Origin of the sequence: Streptomyces sp. NPDC127119, assembly GCF_042677425.1 — a bacterium.
Classification (GTDB): domain Bacteria; phylum Actinomycetota; class Actinomycetes; order Streptomycetales; family Streptomycetaceae; genus Streptomyces.
Map to the genome: position 1 here is coordinate 1 of NZ_JBHXTO010000005.1, position 21,367 is coordinate 21,367.

Below are 21,367 nucleotides of genomic sequence, written 5' to 3' on the forward strand. Positions count from 1 at the left end.
CGGCGGCGCCGTTCCCCGCGCCCCTGGACGCCAAAGACAAATTTTGGCGCTGTTCCCCGCGCCCCTCAGGGGCTGGGGCGCGGGGAACTGCGCGAACGGCCCCCACCGGCCCGCACTCGTCCACCGGCCGCGGGCCCCGAAGCACCACCACGGACCCCCGCTCAACCCACACGAACTCGTGCGGGACAATAGGGCGCGAGCGTCCGGCTCATACACGTACAGCAACGAGGAGCAAGTCATGGCGGGCAGCAGCCACGGTCACACCCCGGCCGCCTGGACCGGTGTCATCATCGCCGTCATCGGTTTCTGCGTCGCAGGTGCCTTCATGGTGATGGCCAGCCCGCTGGGCTTCTGGGCCGGCATGGTCATCGTCGTCCTCGGCGGCGTGGTCGGCATGGCCATGCGCGCGGCGGGCCTCGGCCAGGCGAAGCGCGAGCACCCGACCCACCAGGTGGCGTCGGCCGAGAGCTGACCCCCGCACGGCTTCGCGAGGCGGGTCCGGCTCCTCGACCGAGCGCCGGGACCGCCTCCGGCCATGTGCGGCCCGCACCCGGGCGCGGCAGAATGCGACGCGTGAACGCCGAATCCCAGAGGGTGACACCCGGACCTGGACCCGCTCCGGGCTCCGCGGCCGCGGTACGCCGGCTCGCCGTCCCCGGCGGGATCCTCGCGGCCGTCGCCGCGGCCTTCGCGTACGTCGCAACCGTCGACCCGAACGAACCCGGCCACTACCCCGCCTGCCCCCTGCTCCGCTACACGGGCCTGTACTGCCCCGGCTGCGGAGGGCTGCGCAGCGCCTACGCCGTCGCGCACGGGGACCTCGGGACGGCCCTCGGGGCCAACGCGCTCGCCGTGATCGGCTATCTGGTCTTCGCCGTGCTGTGGACCGTCTGGGTGGTCCGCACGGCCCGGGGCCGCCCGATGAGCATCGACCCCGGGCCGCCCCTGCTGTGGAGTCTGGGAGCGTTGTCGCTGGTCTTCACCGTTGTCCGGAACCTGCCGTTCGGTGGCTGGCTGCACCCTTGATCAATCAGGGAACGTCCAGGTAGTGGGACCGGCGTCAACCGGATGTGAGGCCCACGCCCTCCTGCGGATACCATCGCAGTGACCACCGGTTTCGCCCGATGCGACGAAACCCCGGTCGACAGCGGAACCGCTTGAACCGCCCGACCGCTTCAACCGTTCACCGTCTGGAAGGGGGCCGCTCGCGTGAGTGTGCTCGACGAGATCATCGACGGAGTCCGTGCCGACCTCGCGGAACGGCAGGCGCGCGTCAGCCTCGACGAGCTCAAGGAGCGCGCCGCGAAGGCTCAGCCTGCCAAGGACGGTGTCGCGGCCCTGCGCGGCGACGGCGTCAAGGTCATCTGCGAGGTCAAGCGCTCCAGCCCGTCCAAGGGCGCCCTCGCCGCGATCGCCGACCCCGCGGCCCTCGCCGCGGACTACGAGGCCGGCGGCGCGGCCGTCATCTCCGTGCTCACCGAACAGCGCCGCTTCGGCGGCTCGCTCGCCGACCTGGAGGCCGTCCGCGCCCGGGTCGACATCCCGGTGCTGCGCAAGGACTTCATCGTCACGTCGTACCAGCTGTGGGAGGCCCGCGCGTACGGGGCCGACCTCGCGCTGCTGATCGTGGCCGCCCTCGACCAGCCCGCCCTGGAGTCCCTCATCGAGCGCGCCGAGTCCATCGGGCTCACCCCGCTCGTCGAGGTGCACGACGAGGACGAGATCGACCGGGCGGTGGACGCCGGGGCGAAGGTCATCGGCGTCAACGCGCGCAACCTCAAGGACCTCAAGGTCGACCGCGGCACCTTCGAGCGCATCGCGCCCGAGATCCCCGCGCACATCGTGAAGATCGCCGAGTCCGGTGTCCGCGGCCCGCACGACCTCATCGCCTACGCCAACGCGGGCGCCGACGCCGTACTGGTCGGCGAGTCCCTGGTGACCGGCCGGGACCCGAAGACCGCCGTCTCCGACCTGGTCGCCGCGGGCGCGCACCCCGCGCTGCGGCACGGACGGGGCTGACCTCTCCCGATGAGAGCAGGCCGTACTCCCGCCGCGACCACCCGTCCGGGCTCCCGCCCCGACGGTGGCCCGGCGTGCGTCCGGTCCGTCGCCGCGGGGCTCTCGGCGGTTCCCGGCCCCTACGCGCGGCTGGCGCGGGGCTGCCGTCCGCGCGGCTGCCGGGCGCCCGCGCGGCGCGTGCACGGGCGCCGGGTGCGGTATGTCATCGGCGACGAGCCGGGTCAGGTGAACGGGATGCGATGGCGTCGGCGCGTGTCACCTGCGGTGAGCTGAGCCGCGTCCTTGCGTTCCGCCGGAAGCCCGCTGTGAATCCGCGGGCCGGTGGGGGCTGGGCGCGCCCCGCGGCGGAGCCGCATATGTCACGGCCCCGCGCCCCTTCGGGGCGCTGCCGAACCGCAGGTGAGACCTACGTGACCCCATTCCTTCCGATCCCGGGGCCGACGCCCCTGTGAGGTGTCCGCATGTCCAGCGAGTTCTTCATTCCCGACCCCGACGGCCGGGTTCCCAGTGCCGAGGGCTACTTCGGCGCGTTCGGCGGCAAGTTCATCCCGGAGGCGCTGGTCGCCGCCGTGGACGAGGTCGCCGTCGAGTACGACAAGGCCAAGTCCGACCCCGAGTTCGCCCGGGAGCTGGACGACCTGCTCGTCCACTACACCGGCCGGCCCAGCTCCCTCACCGAGGTCGAGCGGTTCGCCGAGCACGCCGGGGGCGCCCGGATCTTCCTGAAGCGGGAAGACCTCAACCACACCGGCTCACACAAGATCAACAATGTGCTCGGCCAGGCCCTGCTCACCAAGCGCATGGGCAAGACCCGTGTCATCGCCGAGACCGGCGCGGGCCAGCACGGCGTCGCCACGGCCACCGCCTGCGCGCTGTTCGGCCTCGAATGCACCATCTACATGGGTGAGATCGACACCCGGCGCCAGGCCCTGAACGTGGCCCGGATGCGCATGCTCGGCGCCGAGGTCATCGCCGTGAAGTCCGGCAGCCGTACGCTGAAGGACGCCATCAACGAGGCCTTCCGCGACTGGGTCGCCAACGTCGACCGCACCCACTACCTGTTCGGCACGGTCGCCGGACCGCACCCCTTCCCGGCGATGGTCCGCGACTTCCACCGCGTCATCGGCGTCGAGGCCCGCCGCCAGATCCTGGAGCGCGCGGGCCGCCTCCCCGACGCGGCCGTCGCCTGCGTCGGCGGCGGCTCGAACGCCATCGGCCTCTTCCATGCCTTCATCCCCGACGCGGACGTACGCCTCATCGGCTGCGAGCCCGCCGGACACGGCATCGAGACCGGTGAGCACGCGGCCACCCTGACGGCCGGCGAACCGGGCATCCTGCACGGCTCCCGCAGTTACGTCCTCCAGGACGAGGAGGGCCAGATCACCGAGCCCTACTCGATCTCGGCCGGGCTCGACTACCCGGGCATCGGCCCCGAGCACGCCTACCTCAAGGACAGCGGCCGGGGCGAGTACCGCGCCGTCACCGACGACGCGGCCATGCAGGCCCTGCGTCTGCTGTCCCGCACCGAGGGCATCATCCCGGCCATCGAGAGCGCGCACGCGCTCGCCGGGGCCCTGGAGGTCGGCAGGGAACTAGGCCCCGACGGGCTGATCGTCGTCAACCTCTCAGGCCGCGGCGACAAGGACATGGACACGGCCGCGCGCTACTTCGGCCTGTACGACGAGGGCGCCGACGCCGTCGTCGAGGCGGACGCCGACAGCGACACCGCCGAGATCGAGGGGGACGCCAAGTGAGCGGCAACGTACAGCTGTTGAGTGACACCCTCGCCGGGGCGAAGGAGGCGGGCCGGTCCGCGCTGATCGCGTACCTGCCGGCCGGCTTCCCGACCGTGGACGGCGGTATCGCGGCGATCAAGGCCGTCTTCGACGGCGGCGCGGACGTCGTCGAGGTCGGGCTGCCGCACAGCGACCCCGTCCTCGACGGACCCGTCATCCAGACCGCCGACGACATCGCCCTGCGCGGCGGCGTCAGGATCGCCGACGTGATGCGCACGGTCCGCGAGGCGTACGAGGCGACCGGCAAGCCCGTCCTCGTGATGACGTACTGGAACCCCATCGACCGCTACGGCGTCGAGCGCTTCACCGCCGAGCTGGCCGAGGCGGGCGGCGCCGGGTGCATCCTGCCCGACCTTCCCGTCCAGGAGTCGGGGCTGTGGAGGGAGCACGCGGAGAAGCACGGCCTCGGGACCGTCTTCGTCGTCGCGCCCAGCAGCAAGGACGCCCGGCTCGCCGAGATCACCGCGGCCGGTTCCGGCTTCGTGTACGCGGCCTCGCTGATGGGTGTCACCGGCACCCGCGTCTCCGTGGGTGCCCAGGCGCAGGAACTGGTCCGGCGCACCAAGGCCACCACCGACCTGCCGGTCTGTGTCGGCCTCGGCGTCTCGAACGCCGTACAGGCGCGTGAGGTCGCCGGCTTCGCCGACGGCGTCATCGTCGGTTCGGCCTTCGTGAAGCTGATGCTGGACGCCCCCGACGAGACCGCGGGCCTGGACGCCGTACGCGCTCTCGCCGCCGACCTCGCCAAGGGCGTGCGCGGTACGGCGTAGCGGCACGATGAAGTGATGAACGGTTCACTCACTCGAACGGGTGGACCTGGGGCCGGGGAGGCGCGGTGCGCCTCCCCGGTTCGTTCTGCGGGATGTGAGCGAGAAGAACCGTGAGGGAAAGCGCACCGCCCGCGAGCGGCTGGCGGAAGAGCGAGACAAGCAGAAGACGGCCGACAAGCGCCGCCGGGTGCTGGTCGTGGGCGGAGCGATCGTCTGCGTACTGGCCCTGGCCGGGGTGATCGGCGTCCTCGCCGCGAACTCGGGCGACGGGAAGGCGGACGCCGAGGCGGGCCCGCTGACGGCCCCCTCGGGGGCGAACGGCGACGACAGCCTCGCCATCCCCGTCGGCAAGGAGAGCGCGAAGTCGACCCTCACCGTGTGGGAGGACTTCCGCTGCCCGGCCTGCAAGAGCTTCGAGGACGGCTACCGCTCGACGGTCCATGAGCTGACGGAGTCCGGACAGCTGAAGGTCGAGTACCACCTGGCGACCCTGATCGACGGGAACATGCGCGGCAGCGGCTCCCTGAGAGCGGCCAACGCCGCCGCGTGCGCCCAGGACGCCGGGAAGTTCCCCGCGTACCACGACGTGCTGTTCGAGAACCAGCCCGCCGAGACGGACGACGCGTACGCGCAGAACAGCAAGCTGATCGAGCTGGCCGGCAAGGTCGACGGGCTGACCACCGCCCCGTTCAGGAAGTGCGTCGAGGGCGGCACGCACGACAGCTGGGTGGCCAAGTCCCACCAGGCCTTCCAGGGCGGTGGCTTCAGCGGCACGCCGACGGTCCTGCTGAACGGGAAGAACATCTACCAGGACCAGACGATGACCCCGGCCAAGCTGAAGCAGCTGGTGCAGCAGGCCGACAAGGCGTGAGCCCCGGGCGGGGCCCTCAGGACGACAGGGTCCCGCCCGGTCTCGTTATGGACCCGTAGCCCGGGCGGGTTGCCGTACGTGGCGCCCGGCAGGGTAGCGTCGACCCCGCCATGGAATTTGCCTATATCCCCAGTCCTTCGCGCGGTGTGCTGCACCTCGGCCCCATTCCGCTGCGTGGCTACGCGTTCTGCATCATCATCGGCGTCTTCGTAGCCGTCTGGCTCGGCAACAAACGCTGGGTCGCGCGCGGGGGCCGGCCAGGCACCGTGGCGGACATCGCCGTGTGGGCCGTGCCGTTCGGCCTCGTCGGCGGGCGGCTGTACCACGTCGTCACCGACTACCAGCTGTACTTCAGCGAGGGTCAGGACTGGGTCGACGCCTTCAAGATCTGGGAGGGCGGCCTCGGTATCTGGGGGGCCATCGCGCTCGGCGCGGTCGGTGCCTGGATCGGCTGCCGCCGCCGTGGCATCCCGCTGCCGGCCTGGGCCGACGCCCTCGCCCCCGGGATCGCCCTCGCGCAGGCCATCGGCCGCTGGGGCAACTGGTTCAACCAGGAGCTGTACGGGCGCGAGACCGATCTGCCCTGGGCGCTGCACATCACGTCCGTGACGGACGGCCGCGAGCCCGGCTACTACCACCCGACGTTCCTGTACGAGTCGCTGTGGTGCATCGGTGTCGCGGTCCTCGTCATCTGGGCGGACCGCCGCTTCAAGCTCGGCCACGGCCGCGCCTTCGCGCTGTACGTCGCCGCGTACTGCGTAGGTCGCTTCTGGATCGAGTACATGCGTGTCGACGAGGCCCACCACTTCCTGGGGCTCCGTCTGAACGGCTGGACCTCGATCGTCGTCTTCCTCCTCGCCGTGCTCTACATCGTGCTGTCGGCGCGAAGCAGGCCGGGCCGCGAAGAGGTCGTCGAGCCGAACGCCCCGGACGACGACACCGACGAGGACGGCGCCGCGGTCGACCTGGACAAGAAGTCGGAGGACGAGAAGTCCGGCGACGAGAAGTCCGGGGACGACACCGAGGCGGAGGCCGTGGACGCCGACTCCGCCGAGGAGAAGAAAAAGACCAAGGCGGAAACCAAGGCCGAGACCACGGCGGAAGCCTCGGAAGAAGCCGAGGCAGCGGACAAGGCGGACGACAAGGTGGAGGAGAAGGACGAGGCCGGGTCGGCCAAGAAGTCCTGACCTCCGCGGGTACGTGGAAGGGGGCGCCCCCGGGTTCCGGGGGCGCCCCCTTCCACGTACCCGCCGCAGTCCCTACCCGCGGCGGGCCAGCGCCAGCGTGCGGTGCGCCCCCGCCACCACCGCCGTGTCGATGAAGCGGCCGTCGGGGAGGGCCTGGGCGCCGGGGTCGGTGGCCGCCGCACCGAGGATCGTCTCGGCCGTCTCGATCTCCTCCGCAGTCGGGAGATAGGCGGCCTCGATCACCGGGAGCTGACGGGGGTGGATGGCCGCGCGGCCGAAGAACCCCAGGTCACGGCCGTGCGCGCAGGACGCGGCCAGTCCCGCGAGGTCGCGTACGTCGGGGTGGACGGACTGGGGCGGTGGGGCGAGGCCCGCCGCGCGGGCGGCCACGACCACGCGGGAGCGCGGCCAGTCGAGGCCCGCGTCGGCGCGTACGCCCAGGTCGGCCCGTAGATCGGCCTCGCCGAGTGCGATGCCGCGCAGGGCGGGATGGGCCGTGGCGACGGCGAAGGCGTGCTCGACGGCCAGGGCCGATTCCAGGAGGGCGTACAGGGGGAGGCCCGGGACGAGTTCCGCCGTACGCAGGATCTCGGTGGGGGAGGAGACCTTCGGCAGACGCAGGCCCGCGAGGGTGCCGAGCGCGGCCGGGGTGCGGAGAGCGGTCAGGTCGGCGGGGAACTCCGGGCCGTCCAGGGCGTTGACGCGGACGTGCACCGGGACCGGGGGCGGCTCGGCGAGGAGGTCGGCGGTGGCGGCGCGGGCGTACTCCTTGCGGTCGGCGGCGACCGCGTCCTCCAGGTCCACGACGACCACGTCGGCGCCGGCGGCCAGCGCCTTCGCCACCCTCTCGGGGCGGTCGCCGGGAACGTACAGCCAGGTGAGCGGTACCCCCGTCCTGATCCGTGTGGTCACAGGGCGCCCTCCGCCCGGAGCTTGCCGATCTCGTCGTCGGTCAGGCCGAGTTCGGTGAGGACCGCGTCGGTGTCGGCGCCGTGCGGGCGGCCGGCCCAGCGGATCCCGCCCGGGGTGTCGGTGAGGCGGAAGAGGACGTTCTGCATGCGCAGCGGGCCCAGTTCGGGATCGTCGACGGTGGTGATCGAGTCGAGAGCGGCGTACTGCGGGTCCTCCATGACGTCGCGTACGTCCTGGACGGGGGCGACCGCCGCCTCCGCCTTCTCGAAGGCGTCGATGACGTCGGCGCGGGTGTGCCGGGCGATCCACGAGCCGACCGCCTCGTCGAGGACGTCGTTGTGGCGGGCCCGGTCCGCGCCCGTGGCGAACCACGGTTCGGTGATCAGCTCGGGGCGGCCGACCAGGCACATCACGCGTTCGGCGACCGACTGGGCCGAGGTCGAGACGGCGACCCAGGTGCCGTCGGCGGTGCGGTAGGTGTTGCGCGGCGCGTTGTTCTGCGAGCGGTTGCCGGTACGGGCCTGGACATGGCCCAACTGGTCGTACCAGAGCGGCTGCGGGCCCAGCACCGTGAGGATCGGCTCGATGATCGCCATGTCCACGACCTGCCCGCGGCCCGTGCGGTCGCGCGCCGCCAGGGCCGTCATCACCGCGTACGCCGTGGCCAGGCCCGCGATGGAGTCGGCGAGGCCGAAGGGCGGCAGGACCGGCGGGGCGTCCGGCTCACCGGTGATCGCGGCGAACCCGCTCATCGCCTCGGCGAGCGTGCCGAAACCGGGGCGGCGGGAGTACGGCCCGAACTGGCCGAAGCCGGTGACGCGGGCCAGCACCAGCCGGGGGTTCGCGGCCGAGAGTTCCTCCCACCCCAGATCCCACTTCTCCAGCGTGCCCGGCCGGAAGTTCTCGATGATCACGTCGGCGGAGGCGGCGAGGCGCAGCAGGGTGTCGCGTCCGCCGTACGTGGAGAGGTCCAGGGTCATCGTGCGTTTGTTGCGGCCGAGGAGTTTCCACCAGAGGCCGATGCCGTCCTTCGACGGGCCGTGGCCGCGGGACGGGTCCGGTCTGCGCGGATGCTCGACCTTGACGACCTCCGCGCCGAAGTCGCCGAGCATCGTGGCGGCGAGGGGGCCTGCGAAGAGGGTCGCGAGATCGAGGACGCGGAGGCCGTCGAGAGGGGCGGGGGCGGGGGCGGGGGTGGCGGTCATGGCTGCGGGGCCTCCGAGGGGCTGGGGCGGGTGGCCAGACGGGCGGTCAGTTCGGCGAGGGCGTCGAAGCCTGTTCCGTCGAAGTCGCCGACGGTCGTGGCCAGGCGGTTCTTGAGGGGGGTCGTCCAGCGGGACGGGAGCGCTTCGGGGCTGCCCGCGAGCAGGCCCGCGATCGAACCGGCCGTCGCGCCGTTCGAGTCGGTGTCCCAACCACCCGACACCGCACGGCAGATGGACGCCGTGAAGTCACCGTCCGCGTGGGTGAGGGCGGCGGCGAGCAGGGCCGTGTTGGGGACGGCGTGGACCCAGTGGTACGAGCCGTGGGTGGCGTGCAGTTCGTCCACGACCCGGTCGAAGTCCTGCTGCTGTCGGGCCAGTTGGATCGCCTGGCGGACCGCTTCGGCGAGGCGGGAGTCCGGCGGGACGACGGTGAGACCCGTACGCAGGCAGGTGTGGATGTCGCTCGTGCCGGTGGCCGCCTCCGCGATGACGGCCGCCGTGAACATCGCCGCGTAGACGCCGTTGGCCGTGTGGGTGAGGACGGCGTCCCGGTGCGCCTGTTCCGCGGCGGCGGCGGGGGCGCCCGGGTTGGTCCAGCCGTGGACGTCCGCGCGGATCAGGGCGCCGATCCACTCGCGGAACGGGTTGCGGTGGCGGGCCGTGTGCGGGGGTTCGATGCCGTCGAGGAGGTTGCGGTAGGCGACGCGTTCCGCCGTGAACGTACGGCCCGCGGGGAGTTCGTCCAGCCAGAGGCGGGCCACGTCCGTGGTGGTGAAGTGCCTGCCGTGGCGTTGGAGCAGGAGGAGGTTCAGGAGGGGGTAGTTGAGGTCGTCGTCCTCCGGCATGCCGTCGATGTTCTCGGCGAGGGAGGTGGGGGCGGAGCGGCGGTTCCAGGGGTACTCGGCCTTGAGGTCGGGGGGTAGGCCGCGTTCGGTGAACCAGGTGGCGAGGGGCCAGTTGCCGGTGGCTTCGGCGAGTTGGCGGATGCCTTTCAGGGGGAGCTTCTCCACCGGTTTGCCCAGGAGGCAGCCGGCTGCTCTGCCCAGCCAGGCGGCTTGCAGGGCTGTTTCTTCCCCAGACCCGCCCCTTCCCGAAAGCGGGGGCTCCGCCCCCACGCCCCCCGGTGACTTGCTGAGGTCCGCCGTCTCCGCTGTGCCCACCCGTTCCGCCCTTGCGGAACGCCTGCCCACAGCTGTGGCGGGGCAGAGGGCGCGGATGCCGGCGAGGTCGGTCGGCTCTTTGTCCGCCAACCTGCTCGGCAGGTCCGCCAGTTCGTCCAGCAGGTCCTGGGACAGGGCGCGTAGACAGGGGGAGGCCGGGTGGGGGGAGGCGCCTGCCCGGCGGGGGGAATCGGGGCCGCCCGCTCGGTGCCAGCGGGCCGCGATCGCCTCGGGGCGGCGGCCGTCCTCCTCCGCCTGGCGCAGTTCGTGGCCCAGCAGGTCTTCCGGCTGGACCCAGGTCAGGCGCAGCGGGCTCGGACGAGAGAGGGTCATGACAGCTCCGCGTACGCCGTCTCGTGGGCGCGGCGGCGGGTGACGTCCCGCGCGAAGATCTCCTGGGTCACCTCTGTGAGGGTGCGCGCGGGGGCCTTCAGGTCCAGGCGGCTGGCCTCCGCGACCGTCTTGGCCCAGTCGGACGGGATCTCCGCGCCCAGGGCGCCCGCGAGAGCGCCGGACATCGTCGCGATGGAGTCGCAGTCGCGGCCGTAGTTCACCGAACCCAGCACCGCGTGCCGGTAGTCGCCGCCCGAGACCAGCAACATCGCCAGAGCGACCGGCAGTTCCTCGATCGAGTGGATACGGGAGGGGCGGCGGGCGCCCAGGGACGGGCTGCGGTATTCAGGGCCGACCGTGTCGTACGGGGCGACCGCCTCCCGCAGCGGACGCAGCGCCGACTCGAAGTCCGAGTACCGCGTGGCCGTGTCGCAGACCGTCTCGATCGCGGCCCGCGTGCCGTCCTTCGCCACGGCGAGACATGCCCCGACCACCGAGTCCGGGGTCGCGCCGGGGGTGCAGGCCGCCGCCACGGCCGCCGCGAAGACCCCCGCCGCCTCGCGCCCGTACGACGACTGGTGGGCGCCCGCGATGTCGAGGGCCTCGGCGTACGCGCCCGCCGGGTTCGCCGCGTTGACCAGGCCGACCGGGGCCATGTACATCGCGGCACCGCAGTTGACGATGTTGCCGGTGCCCGCCTCGCGCGGGTCCACGTGGCCGTAGTGGATCCTGGCCACCAGCCACTTCTCGGCGAGGAAGATCCGCTGGAGGGGCAGCGCGTCCGTTTCGAGTTCCGGGATCCAGCGGGGCGTCGTCATCAGGTCGGGCACGAGGTGTCCGGCGACGGCGTACGCGTCCAGGTGGTCGCGGACCGTCGCGTAGACCCGTACCAGCGCGTGCGTCATCAAGGTGTCGTCGGTGACGTGTCCGTCGCCCTTGTGGTACGGCGCTACGGGACGCGCCGTGCGCCAGTCGTCGCCGTGCCAGGGGCCGACGATGCCGTGGACGCGTCCGCCGTGCCGTTCGACGATCTGCTCGGGGGAGTAGCCCTCCACGGGACCGCCGAGCGCGTCGCCGACCGCAGCCCCGACGAGGGCTCCGGTGATCCGGTCCTCCAGGGTTCCCGCTTCTTCGTTTCCGATCTCTCCGCTTCTGATTACTTTGCCTACGTTTTCTTCGCTTTTTGTCGTCATGCCCGGATCATCCTCCGGGGAGGGCCAGTTCCGTGGCTTCCAGGAGATCGGCGAGTCCGATGAGGTCCGTGCCGGTCAGGCGCGGCAGCGTGCAGCCGGAGAGCGTGCGGCAGGCGTCCCGCCAGGCGGCCGGGAGGGCCGCCCCGCCGCCGAGCGCGCCGGTCAGCGCGCCGGCGAGGGCCGGGGCCGAGTCCGCGACCCGGGACAGACACGCCGCCGCCGGTACGGCCTCCGCGATCCGGCCGCGGGCGGCGACGGCGAGTGCGAGGGCGACCGGGACGGTCTCGGCGGCGGCGATGCCGTAGCTGTAGACGTGGTCGACGATCTGGTGCTCCAGGAGAGGGACGAGGCCGAAGGCGCCGTCCCCGTTCGCGCGGGCGGCGTCGGCGAGCGCCAGGGCGTGGCGGGCGTTGCGGCCGATCTCCGTGGCCTCCGGGAGTTCGGCCAGGGCCGCTTCCGCGCAGGCGTCCACGTCGGCGCCGCCCAGCGCGAGTGCGACGGCCGCGGCCATCGCGCGGGCGCCGTGCACGCCGTCGCCGTCCTGGGTGTAGCGGGCGTCGAACTCGGCCAGGTCCGCGGCGGACCGGGGGTCCCCCGCGTGGGCGACCGCCAGGACACAGGCCCGTACGCAGGCCGCGTCGTCGAAGTAGTGGGGGTTGTCGTGGCCCGAGGCGGGTGGGCGCAGGCCGTTGGCGAGGTTGCCGAGGCCGGCCCGTACGGAGATGCGGGCGCGCAGGGGGAGTACCGCCGACTCGACCTCGGGGGCTCGTTCCGCGGCGGCGGCGACCTCGCTGGCGATCGCGTTCCAGGAGAGGTCGATCGCTGCGCGCATGCGGCGGGCTCGGCTGAGGTCGCCCAGGGCGGCGGCGTCCGCGGCGCGTAGCACCGCCTCGGCCGCGAAGGCCGCCCACTCGGCGTCGTCCGACGGGCCGAGGCGCAGGGGTTCGGGGGGCTGGTTGAGGGCGATGGGGACGGGGAGGGTGGTGGTGGCGTTCTGCTCGGCGAAGGTGTCCAGTTCGCGGGTGAGGCGTCTTGTCCATTCGGGCATGCGGGTTGCTCTGTGCCGTGCTGCCGGCCAGCCGGCGGCGTCGCCGGCCGCCAGGCCGAGTAGGAGGCCTTCGATTCGGCGGGGTGTTGTGTGCGGGTGCGTTGTGGCTTGTTGCGCAGTTCCCCGCGCCCCTGGGGGAGTGGGGGGAGTGGGGGCGTTTGTGGGGTGCGGGTCTGTGGGGGCTTGTTGCGCAGTTCCCCGCGCCCCTGAGGGGGTGGGGGGTGTGGGGGCGTTTGTGGGGTGCGGGTGCGGGTGCGGGTGCGTTGTGGCTGGTCGCGCCGTTCCTCGCGCCCCTGAGAGGTGCGCCGGTGAAGGGTGTGGTCCTGAGAGGTGAGCTGGTGAAGGGTGTGGTCCTGAAGGGGCTGTGGGGGTCATTGGGTGTCCTCCGGTGGGGTCAGTAGGTCTGCTACGTCCAGGACGTGGTGGCCCTGCATCGAGGGGAGGCAGCTGCCCTTCGCGGGGCCGATCGCCGCCGCCCAGGCGGGCGGGATCGCGGCGGCGCCGCGTGTGGCGCCGGCCAGGGCGCCCGCCACCGCCGCCGTCGTGTCGGCGTCGCGGCCCATGTTGACCGCCGTGAGGACGGCCTCCTCGAAGTCGCCGTCGGCCGCCGCGTACGCGCCGAAGGCCAGGGCGACGGCCTCGGGGGCCAGGTCGGTCCAGGGGTAGCCGCCGATGACGACCGCCGAGCGGACCGCGCGTTCGCCGCGATGTGCGCAGGCCACCGCCCTGCGCAGGGAGCGGGCCGTCCAGGAGTCGTCGGGGACGACCGCGAGGGCGGAGGCGACGACGACGATCGTGGGGGCGCCCGCCATCGCCGCGGCGACGCCCGCCGCGACGGCCTGGCCGCCGTAGATGCCCTCGCCGTCGTGGCTCACCGAACCGTCGATCGCCACCAGCCGCGCCGCCTCCGCGGGGCGGCCCGCCGCGAAGACCCCGAAGGGTGCCGCCCGCATGGCGAGGCCGTCGCTCCAGGCGTGCCGGTGCTGGGCGGAGATGGGGGCGGCGAGCCCCCGGCGCAGGTTCTCCAGCGTGCCCCGTTCGCTGAAGCCCGCGCCCCGGAACGGCCCCTCGTCGCGGTCCGCGATCCACTGGTGCCAGGCCGCCTCCACATGGGCGACCGTGAGCGCCGAGCCGTGCCGGGCCAGCAGCAGACCCGAGAAGATCGCGTACTCCGTGTCGTCCGTGCCGGCCGGCTGCTCGGCCACGTATCCCGTGATGCGGCCCCAGCGCGCGCGGATCTCGGACGGTTTCATGTTCTCGGCCGGTGCCCCCAGCGCGTCCCCTACGGCGAGACCCAGCAGTGCGCCGCGGGCGCGGTCACGGAGGGCGGTGGCGCCCCCGTCCCCGGGCGCCGGTAGCGGCGGAACGCAGGCGATCGATGCCATGGCGGGCCCTCTCCGTCGCGGGGTCCCGGGCGATCGGAAGCCAGTCGCAGGCCGGCCGGGAGCCCCTTTGCGGATGTGTCCCCCGGGAGGGGTTCATCGGAGCCTCACGCACCCCAGAGTCACCCGGTCGACATGTGTGCGCAGCTCGGCACGGATGAGCGAAAGAGGGCGAAGGTGCAGGTAAGTACGGCCTTCCTTGCTGGCGGGGACGGAATTTCAGGCGTACGTTCGCAGTTGTCCAAAAGTAGAAGAAGTCCAAACAGGCAGTGAACGAGCACTTGGGGGATCCCCGCATGGCCATCATCGAGACCGAGGCCGCGCTGCACGAGGCGCACCGCGACAACCACACCCACCGGGACGTGAACGGCGGATGGCTGCGCCCGGCCGTCTTCGGCGCGATGGACGGTCTCGTCTCCAACCTGGCGCTGATGACCGGTGTGGCGGGTGGAGCCGTCTCGCACCGGACGGTCGTCATCACCGGGCTCGCGGGACTGGCCGCGGGTGCCTTCTCCATGGCGGCCGGCGAGTACACCTCCGTTGCCTCGCAGCGCGAACTCGTCGAGGCCGAACTCGACGTGGAGCGGCGGGAGTTGAGGAAGCATCCGCAGGACGAGGAGCATGAGCTGGCGCTGCTGTACGAGGCCCGCGGGGTGGAGCCCGCGCTCGCGGGCGAGGTCGCCCGGCAGCTGTCCAGGGATCCCGAGCAGGCGCTGGAGATCCACGCGCGGGAGGAGCTGGGCATCGATCCCGGCGACCTGCCCTCACCCGTCGTCGCCGCCGTGTCGAGCTTCGGCGCGTTCGCCCTGGGCGCCCTGCTCCCCGTCCTCCCGTACCTGCTGGGGGCCGCCACCCTCTGGCCCGCCCTGCTGCTCGCCGCGCTCGGACTCTTCGCCTGCGGGGCGATCGTCGCCAAGGTGACCGCCAGGTCATGGTGGTTCAGCGGGCTGCGACAGCTCGCGCTGGGCGGGGCCGCGGCCGGTGTGACGTACGCCCTGGGCAGTTTCTTCGGAACGGCCGTAGGATGACCGGCACCGCCTGATCGCGCACCTATGCACGGGACTGCATAAGTAGCCGTTACTCGGCGGTTTCGAACGCTTAACCATTGGGCATGAGCCGTAAGCGCCGCGGGCAATGACGACCGCGCCGCACCACACGCACATCATCAGCAGCAGGTGACGTTGCCTGCCGCGATCGGGCCGACGGTCATGGATCTGACCGAAAAGGCCCCCTTTTTCAGCCGCCACGAGCGGCGCCTCGCCGCGACCCGTGGCGTCCGCATGATGGAACGCGGTATCCGGTTCACGAGAACCGCTCCATCATGTAACCTGCACGAAATTTTGCACTCTCGCTAAGGGCCAACGTCGTCCCTCGGCACTTGCCCCCAGAGCCTCAAGGCCTGGGAGGTGCCCCCCAGACACGACGACGACGGGAGAGCCGATGCGTACGCCGCGCCAGCCGTCCCAGCACTCCGAGAATGGCCAGAACTGGTCCTTCATGGATGCTCGCCCTGCCGCGCAGGGAATGTACGACCCGCGCAACGAGCACGACGCCTGCGGCGTCGGCTTCGTGGCGACCCTCACCGGTGAGGCGAGCCACGCGCTGGTCGAACAGGCGCTGACCGTGCTCCGCAACCTGGAGCACCGCGGCGCGACCGGCTCGGAACCCGACTCCGGGGACGGCGCGGGCATCCTGTCCCAGGTCCCCGACGCCTTCTTCCGCGAGGTGGCCGAATTCGAGCTGCCCGAGGCCGGCTCGTACGCGGTCGGCATCGCCTTCCTGCCCGAGGACGCCACCGCCGACGCCGTCTCACGGATCGAGACGATCGCCGCCGAGGAGAACCTCACGGTGCTCGGCTGGCGCGAGGTCCCGGTCGCCCCCGGACTCCTCGGCGCCACCGCCCGCTCGACGATGCCGCACTTCCGGCAGGTCTTCGTGGGGGACGGTTCAAGCCAGGGCATCGACCTCGACCGCAAGGCGTTCGCGCTGCGCAAGCGTGCCGAGCGCGAGGCCGGCGTGTACTTCGCGTCGCTCTCCGCCCGCACCATCGTCTACAAGGGCATGCTGACCACCGGCCAGCTGGAGCCCTTCTTCCCGGACCTGTCCGACCGCCGCTTCGCCTCCGCGATCGCGCTCGTGCACTCCCGGTTCTCCACCAACACCTTCCCGAGCTGGCCGCTCGCGCACCCGTACCGCTTCGTCGCGCACAACGGCGAGATCAACACGGTCAAGGGCAACCGCAACTGGATGGCGGCCCGCGAGTCCCAGCTCGTCTCCGACCTGTTCGGCGAGCAGGACGGCCTCGACCGGATCTTCCCGATCTGTACGCCCGACGCGTCCGACTCCGCCTCCTTCGACGAGGTCCTGGAGCTGCTGCACCTCGGCGGCCGGTCCCTCCCGCACTCCGTGCTGATGATGATCCCGGAGGCCTGGGAGAACCACGCCTCCATGGACCCGGCCCGCCGCGCCTTCTACCAGTTCCACTCCACGCAGATGGAGCCCTGGGACGGCCCGGCCTGCGTCACCTTCACCGACGGCACCCAGGTCGGCGCCGTCCTCGACCGCAACGGCCTGCGCCCCGGCCGCTACTGGGTCACCGACGACGGCCTCGTCGTCCTCGGCTCCGAGGTCGGCGTCCTCGACATCGACCCCGCGAAGGTCGTCCGCAAGGGCCGCCTGCAGCCCGGCCGCATGTTCCTCGTGGACACCGCCGAGCACCGGATCATCGAGGACGACGAGATCAAGGCCGGCCTCGCTGCCGAGAACCCGTACGCGGAGTGGCTCGAAGCCGGCGAGATCGAGCTCTCCGACCTCCCCGAGCGCGAGCACATCGTGCACACCCACGCCTCGGTCACCCGCCGCCAGCAGACCTTCGGCTACACCGAGGAAGAGCTGCGCGTCATCCTCGCCCCGATGGCCAAGACCGCCGGTGAGCCGCTCGGCTCCATGGGCACGGACTCGCCGATCGCGGCCCTGTCCGAGCGCCCCCGGCTGCTCTTCGACTACTTCACCCAGCTGTTCGCGCAGGTCACCAACCCGCCGCTGGACGCCATCCGCGAAGAGCTCGTCACCTCGCTGCGCTCCTCGCTCGGCCCCGCGGGCAACCTGCTGGAGCCGACCGCCGCCTCCTGTCGAAGCGTCACCCTGCCCTTCCCGGTGATCGACAACGACGAGCTGGCCAAGCTCATCCACATCAACGCCGACGGCGACATGCCCGGCATGAAGGCCGCGACGCTCTCCGGCCTGTACCGCGTCTCCGGCGGCGGCGACTCCCTCGCCGCCCGCATCGCGGAGATCTGCACCGAGGCCGACGCCGCCATCGAGAACGGCGCCCGTCTGATCGTCCTCTCGGACCGGCACTCCGACGCCGAGCACGCGCCGATCCCCTCGCTGCTGCTCACCGCCGCCGTCCACCACCACCTCATCCGCACCAAGCAGCGCACCCAGGTGGGCCTGCTGGTCGAGGCGGGCGACGTCCGCGAGGTCCACCACGTGGCCCTCCTCATCGGCTTCGGCGCCGCGGCCGTCAACCCGTACCTCGCGATGGAGTCCGTCGAGGACCTGGTCAGGGCCGGTACGTTCCTCCCGGGCATGGAGCCCGAACAGGCCATCCGCAACCTGATCTACGCGCTCGGCAAGGGCGTCCTCAAGGTCATGTCCAAGATGGGCATCTCCACCGTCGCCTCCTACCGCGGCGCCCAGGTCTTCGAGGCCGTCGGCCTCGACGCGGCCTTCGTGCAGAAGTACTTCAGCGGCACCGCCACCAAGATCGGCGGCGTCGGCATCGACGTCGTCGCCAAGGAGGTCGCCGCCCGCCACGCGAAGGCCTACCCGGCCAGCGGCATCGCGCCCGCGCACCGCGCCCTCGACATAGGCGGCGAGTACCAGTGGCGCCGCGAGGGCGAGCCGCACCTGTTCGACCCCGAGACGGTCTTCCGCCTCCAGCACTCGGCGCGCAGCAACCGCTACGACATCTTCAAGAAGTACACGGACCGTGTGAACGAGCAGTCCGAGCGCCTCATGACGCTGCGCGGCCTGTTCGGCTTCGACTCGGGCCGCGAGGCCATCTCGATCGACGAGGTCGAGCCGGTCAGCGAGATCGTCAAGCGCTTCTCCACCGGCGCCATGTCGTACGGCTCCATCTCCAAGGAAGCCCACGAGACGCTCGCCATCGCCATGAACCAGCTGGGCGCCAAGTCCAACACCGGTGAGGGCGGCGAGGACCCGGACCGCCTGTACGACCCGGCGCGCCGCTCGTCCATCAAGCAGGTCGCCTCCGGCCGCTTCGGCGTCACCTCCGAGTACCTGGTCAACGCGGACGACATCCAGATCAAGATGGCCCAGGGCGCCAAGCCCGGCGAGGGCGGCCAGCTGCCCGGCCACAAGGTCTACCCGTGGGTCGCCAAGACCCGGCACAGCACCCCCGGCGTGGGCCTCATCTCCCCGCCCCCGCACCACGACATCTACTCCATCGAAGACCTCGCCCAGCTGATCCACGACCTGAAGAACGCGAACCCGCAGGCGCGGATCCACGTGAAGCTGGTCTCCGAGGTCGGCGTCGGCACGGTCGCCGCGGGTGTCTCCAAGGCCCACGCGGACGTCGTCCTCATCTCCGGCCACGACGGCGGAACGGGCGCCTCCCCGCTCACCTCGCTCAAGCACGCGGGCGGCCCCTGGGAGCTCGGCCTCGCCGAGACCCAGCAGACGCTGCTCCTCAACGGCCTGCGCGACCGCATCGTCGTCCAGACCGACGGCCAGCTGAAGACCGGCCGTGACGTCGTCATCGCCGCGCTCCTCGGCGCCGAGGAGTTCGGTTTCGCGACCGCGCCGCTCGTCGTCTCCGGCTGCGTCATGATGCGCGTCTGCCACCTCGACACCTGCCCCGTCGGCATCGCCACCCAGAACCCCGTCCTGCGGGACCGGTTCACCGGCAAGGCCGAGTACATCGTGAACTTCTTCAAGTTCATCGCCGAAGAGGTCCGCGAGATCCTCGCCGAGCTGGGCTTCCGCACCATCGAGGAGGCCGTCGGCCACGCCGAGGCGCTCGACGTGGCCCGCGCGGTCGACCACTGGAAGGCGCAGGGCCTCGACCTGGCCCCGCTCTTCTACGTGCCCGAGCTGCCCGAGGGCGCGGCCCTGCACCAGACCATCCAGCAGGACCACGGCCTGGAGAAGGCGCTCGACAACGAGCTGATCAAGCTCGCCGCCGACGCCCTCAACGCGACGGGCGCCAACGACGCCCAGCCGGTCCGCGCCCAGGTCGCCATCCGCAACATCAACCGCACGGTCGGCACCATGCTCGGCCACGAGGTGACGAAGAAGTTCGGCGGCGCGGGCCTGCCCGACGACACCGTCGACATCACCTTCACCGGCAGCGCGGGCCAGTCCTTCGGCGCCTTCCTGCCGCGCGGTGTGACGCTGCGCCTGGAGGGCGATGCCAACGACTATGTCGGCAAGGGCCTCTCCGGCGGCCGGGTGATCGTCCGTCCCGACCGGGGCGCCGACCACCTCGCCGAGTTCTCCACCATCGCGGGCAACACCATCGCGTACGGGGCGACGGGCGGCGAGCTGTTCCTGCGCGGCCGTACCGGCGAGCGCTTCTGCGTCCGCAACTCCGGCGCGACCGTGGTCGCCGAGGGCGTGGGCGACCACGGCTGCGAGTACATGACCGGCGGCCACGCCGTCGTCATCGGTGAGACGGGCCGCAACTTCGCGGCCGGCATGTCGGGCGGCATCGCGTACGTCATCGACCTGGACCGCGACAACGTCAACGCCGGAAACCTCGGCGCGGTCGAGGAACTCGACGACACCGACAAGCAGTGGCTGCACGACGTCGTGCGCCGGCACCAGGAGGAGACGGCCTCCACCGTCGCCGAGAAGCTCCTGGCCGAGTGGGACACCACGGTGGACCGCTTCAGCAAGATCATCCCCAGCACGTACAAGGCAGTGCTCGCCGCCAAGGACGCCGCCGAGCGAGCCGGACTCGACGAGTCCGCGATCACCGAGAAGATGATGGAGGCGGCGACCAATGGCTGATCCCAAGGGCTTTCTGAACCACGGCCGAGAGGTCGCCAGGACCCGCCCCGTCCAGGAGCGCGTCAGGGACTGGAACGAGGTCTACGTCCCGGGCTCCCTCCTGCCCATCATCCCCACGCAGGCCTCGCGCTGCATGGACTGCGGCATCCCCTTCTGCCACAACGGCTGTCCGCTCGGGAACCTCATCCCCGAGTGGAACGACTTCGCGTACCGCGAGGACTGGTCCGCCGCCTCCGAGCGGCTGCACGCCACGAACAACTTCCCGGAGTTCACCGGCCGGCTGTGCCCCGCGCCCTGCGAGTCGGCGTGCGTGCTGGGCATCAACCAGCCCGCCGTCACCATCAAGAACGTCGAGGTCTCGATCATCGACAAGGCGTGGGACAGCGGCGACGTCGCCCCCCAGGCCCCCGAGCGCCTCTCCGGCAAGACGGTCGCCGTCATCGGCTCCGGCCCCGCGGGCCTCGCCGCCGCACAGCAGCTCACCCGCGCCGGCCACACGGTCGCCGTCTACGAGCGCGCCGACCGCGTCGGCGGCCTCCTGCGCTACGGCATCCCCGAGTTCAAGATGGAGAAGCGGCACATCAACCGCCGCATCGAGCAGATGCGCGCGGAGGGCACCCGCTTCCGTACCGGCATCGAGATCGGCCGCGACCTCAAGGCCACCGACCTGCGCAAGCGGTACGACGCCGTCGTCATCGCCGCCGGCGCCACCGTCTCCCGCGACCTGCCGGTCCCCGGCCGCGAGCTGAACGGCATCCACTTCGCCATGGAGTACCTGCCGCTCGCCAACAAGGTGCAGGAGGGCGACTTCGTGGCGCCCCCCATCACCGCCGAGGGCAAGCACGTCGTCGTCATCGGCGGCGGCGACACCGGCGCCGACTGCGTGGGCACCGCCCACCGCCAGGGCGCGGCCTCCGTCACCCAGCTGGAGATCATGCCCCAGCCGGGCGAGGACCGCGCGGCGCACCAGCCCTGGCCGACGTTCCCCATGCTCTACAAGGTGACCTCCGCGCACGAGGAGGGCGGCGAGCGGGTCTACGCCGTCTCCACCACCCACTTCGAGGGCGACGAGGACGGCAACGTCCAGTGGCTGCACCTCGGCGAGGTCGAGTTCATCGACGGCAAGCTCACGCCGAAGCCGGGCACGGAGCGCAAGATCCCCGCCCAGCTCGTCACCCTCGCCATGGGCTTCACCGGCACCGACCAGGAGAACGGGCTGGTCTCCCAGTTCGCCCTCGACCTCGACGAGCGCGGCAACATCGCCCGCGACCGCGACTACGCGACCAACGTGCCCGGCGTGTTCGTCGCCGGTGACGCCGGGCGCGGCCAGTCCCTCATCGTCTGGGCCATCGCGGAGGGCCGCTCGGCCGCCCGCGGGGTCGACCGCTTCCTGACGGGCGTCAGCGAACTCCCGGCGCCGGTCCGCCCCACGGACCGCTCCCTGATGGTCTGACG

17 protein-coding genes are annotated in these 21,367 nt (G+C 71.9%); 11 read left to right on the plus strand and 6 right to left on the minus strand.

Annotated features, from left to right (window positions below; genetic code table 11):
- Window positions 1–238 precede the first annotated feature (238 nt).
- From ACFVH5_RS03870 to lgt, 8 genes are all read left to right on the plus strand, one after another.
- Window positions 239–472, plus strand: a complete 234-nt coding sequence (locus ACFVH5_RS03870; protein WP_384808069.1) for an HGxxPAAW family protein — start codon at window positions 239–241, stop codon at window positions 470–472.
- Between the two features lie 92 nt (window positions 473–564).
- The gene (locus tag ACFVH5_RS03875) at window positions 565–1,026 is read left to right on the plus strand and encodes a DUF2752 domain-containing protein (RefSeq protein WP_385831841.1); all 462 of its coding nucleotides are present in this window, start codon (window positions 565–567) and stop codon (window positions 1,024–1,026) included.
- A gap of 183 nt (window positions 1,027–1,209) precedes the next feature.
- On the plus strand, window positions 1,210–2,019 hold the full coding sequence (gene trpC / locus ACFVH5_RS03880) for an indole-3-glycerol phosphate synthase TrpC (RefSeq protein ID WP_107017524.1): 810 nt from the start codon (window positions 1,210–1,212) through the stop codon (window positions 2,017–2,019).
- A gap of 9 nt (window positions 2,020–2,028) precedes the next feature.
- Complete coding sequence (trpM, locus tag ACFVH5_RS03885) at window positions 2,029–2,292, plus strand: tryptophan biosynthesis modulator TrpM (protein ID WP_385831843.1); 264 nt, start codon at window positions 2,029–2,031, stop codon at window positions 2,290–2,292.
- A 188-nt stretch (window positions 2,293–2,480) separates the two neighbouring features.
- Window positions 2,481–3,773, plus strand: coding sequence for a tryptophan synthase subunit beta (gene trpB, locus ACFVH5_RS03890; protein ID WP_385831844.1), 1,293 nt, complete (start codon window positions 2,481–2,483; stop codon window positions 3,771–3,773).
- A complete protein-coding gene (gene trpA / locus ACFVH5_RS03895) occupies window positions 3,770–4,585 on the plus strand; it encodes a tryptophan synthase subunit alpha (RefSeq protein WP_385831846.1) in 816 nt (271 codons plus the stop codon). The genes trpB and trpA overlap by 4 nt, the downstream gene beginning before the upstream one ends.
- Before the next feature lie 94 nt (window positions 4,586–4,679).
- Window positions 4,680–5,456 carry a DsbA family protein gene (locus tag ACFVH5_RS03900; protein WP_385831848.1) on the plus strand — a complete coding sequence of 259 codons (777 nt, stop codon included), beginning with the start codon at window positions 4,680–4,682 and terminating at the stop codon, window positions 5,454–5,456.
- A gap of 110 nt (window positions 5,457–5,566) precedes the next feature.
- Window positions 5,567–6,643 carry a prolipoprotein diacylglyceryl transferase gene (lgt, locus tag ACFVH5_RS03905; protein ID WP_385831851.1) on the plus strand — a complete coding sequence of 359 codons (1,077 nt, stop codon included), beginning with the start codon at window positions 5,567–5,569 and terminating at the stop codon, window positions 6,641–6,643.
- 72 nt (window positions 6,644–6,715) lie between these two features.
- On the opposite strand, the gene ACFVH5_RS03910 is transcribed toward lgt, so the two are convergent.
- From ACFVH5_RS03910 to ACFVH5_RS03935, 6 genes are read right to left on the minus strand one after another with little or no spacing between them, the layout of a single operon-like run.
- Window positions 6,716–7,555 (minus strand): HpcH/HpaI aldolase/citrate lyase family protein, encoded by an 840-nt coding sequence (locus ACFVH5_RS03910; protein WP_385831853.1) that lies wholly within the window; start codon window positions 7,553–7,555, stop codon window positions 6,716–6,718.
- On the minus strand, window positions 7,552–8,760 hold the full coding sequence (locus ACFVH5_RS03915) for a CaiB/BaiF CoA transferase family protein (RefSeq protein WP_385831855.1): 1,209 nt from the start codon (window positions 8,758–8,760) through the stop codon (window positions 7,552–7,554). The genes ACFVH5_RS03910 and ACFVH5_RS03915 overlap by 4 nt, the downstream gene beginning before the upstream one ends.
- Window positions 8,757–10,253: an ADP-ribosylglycohydrolase family protein gene (locus ACFVH5_RS03920; RefSeq protein ID WP_385831858.1), complete on the minus strand. Its 1,497-nt coding sequence runs from the start codon at window positions 10,251–10,253 to the stop codon at window positions 8,757–8,759. Before ACFVH5_RS03920 ends, ACFVH5_RS03915 begins: the two co-directional genes overlap by 4 nt.
- Window positions 10,250–11,446 carry an ADP-ribosylglycohydrolase family protein gene (locus tag ACFVH5_RS03925; RefSeq protein WP_385831860.1) on the minus strand — a complete coding sequence of 399 codons (1,197 nt, stop codon included), beginning with the start codon at window positions 11,444–11,446 and terminating at the stop codon, window positions 10,250–10,252. Before ACFVH5_RS03925 ends, ACFVH5_RS03920 begins: the two co-directional genes overlap by 4 nt.
- 7 nt (window positions 11,447–11,453) lie before the next feature.
- Window positions 11,454–12,869 (minus strand): ADP-ribosylglycohydrolase family protein, encoded by a 1,416-nt coding sequence (locus tag ACFVH5_RS03930; protein WP_385831861.1) that lies wholly within the window; start codon window positions 12,867–12,869, stop codon window positions 11,454–11,456.
- Entirely contained in the window at window positions 12,866–13,879 is a 1,014-nt protein-coding gene (locus tag ACFVH5_RS03935; RefSeq protein WP_385831864.1) for an ADP-ribosylglycohydrolase family protein, read from the minus strand. The genes ACFVH5_RS03930 and ACFVH5_RS03935 overlap by 4 nt, the downstream gene beginning before the upstream one ends.
- Before the next feature lie 293 nt (window positions 13,880–14,172).
- Here ACFVH5_RS03935 and ACFVH5_RS03940 point away from each other — a divergent pair, with 293 nt between their 5' ends.
- From ACFVH5_RS03940 to ACFVH5_RS03950, 3 genes are all read left to right on the plus strand, one after another.
- On the plus strand, window positions 14,173–14,904 hold the full coding sequence (locus tag ACFVH5_RS03940; protein WP_384808093.1) for a VIT1/CCC1 transporter family protein: 732 nt from the start codon (window positions 14,173–14,175) through the stop codon (window positions 14,902–14,904).
- Between the two features lie 412 nt (window positions 14,905–15,316).
- Window positions 15,317–19,912, plus strand: a complete 4,596-nt coding sequence (gltB, locus tag ACFVH5_RS03945) for a glutamate synthase large subunit (RefSeq protein WP_385831866.1) — start codon at window positions 15,317–15,319, stop codon at window positions 19,910–19,912.
- A complete protein-coding gene (locus ACFVH5_RS03950) occupies window positions 19,905–21,365 on the plus strand; it encodes a glutamate synthase subunit beta (protein ID WP_384808097.1) in 1,461 nt (486 codons plus the stop codon). Before gltB ends, ACFVH5_RS03950 begins: the two co-directional genes overlap by 8 nt.
- Window positions 21,366–21,367: the final 2 nt, after the last annotated feature.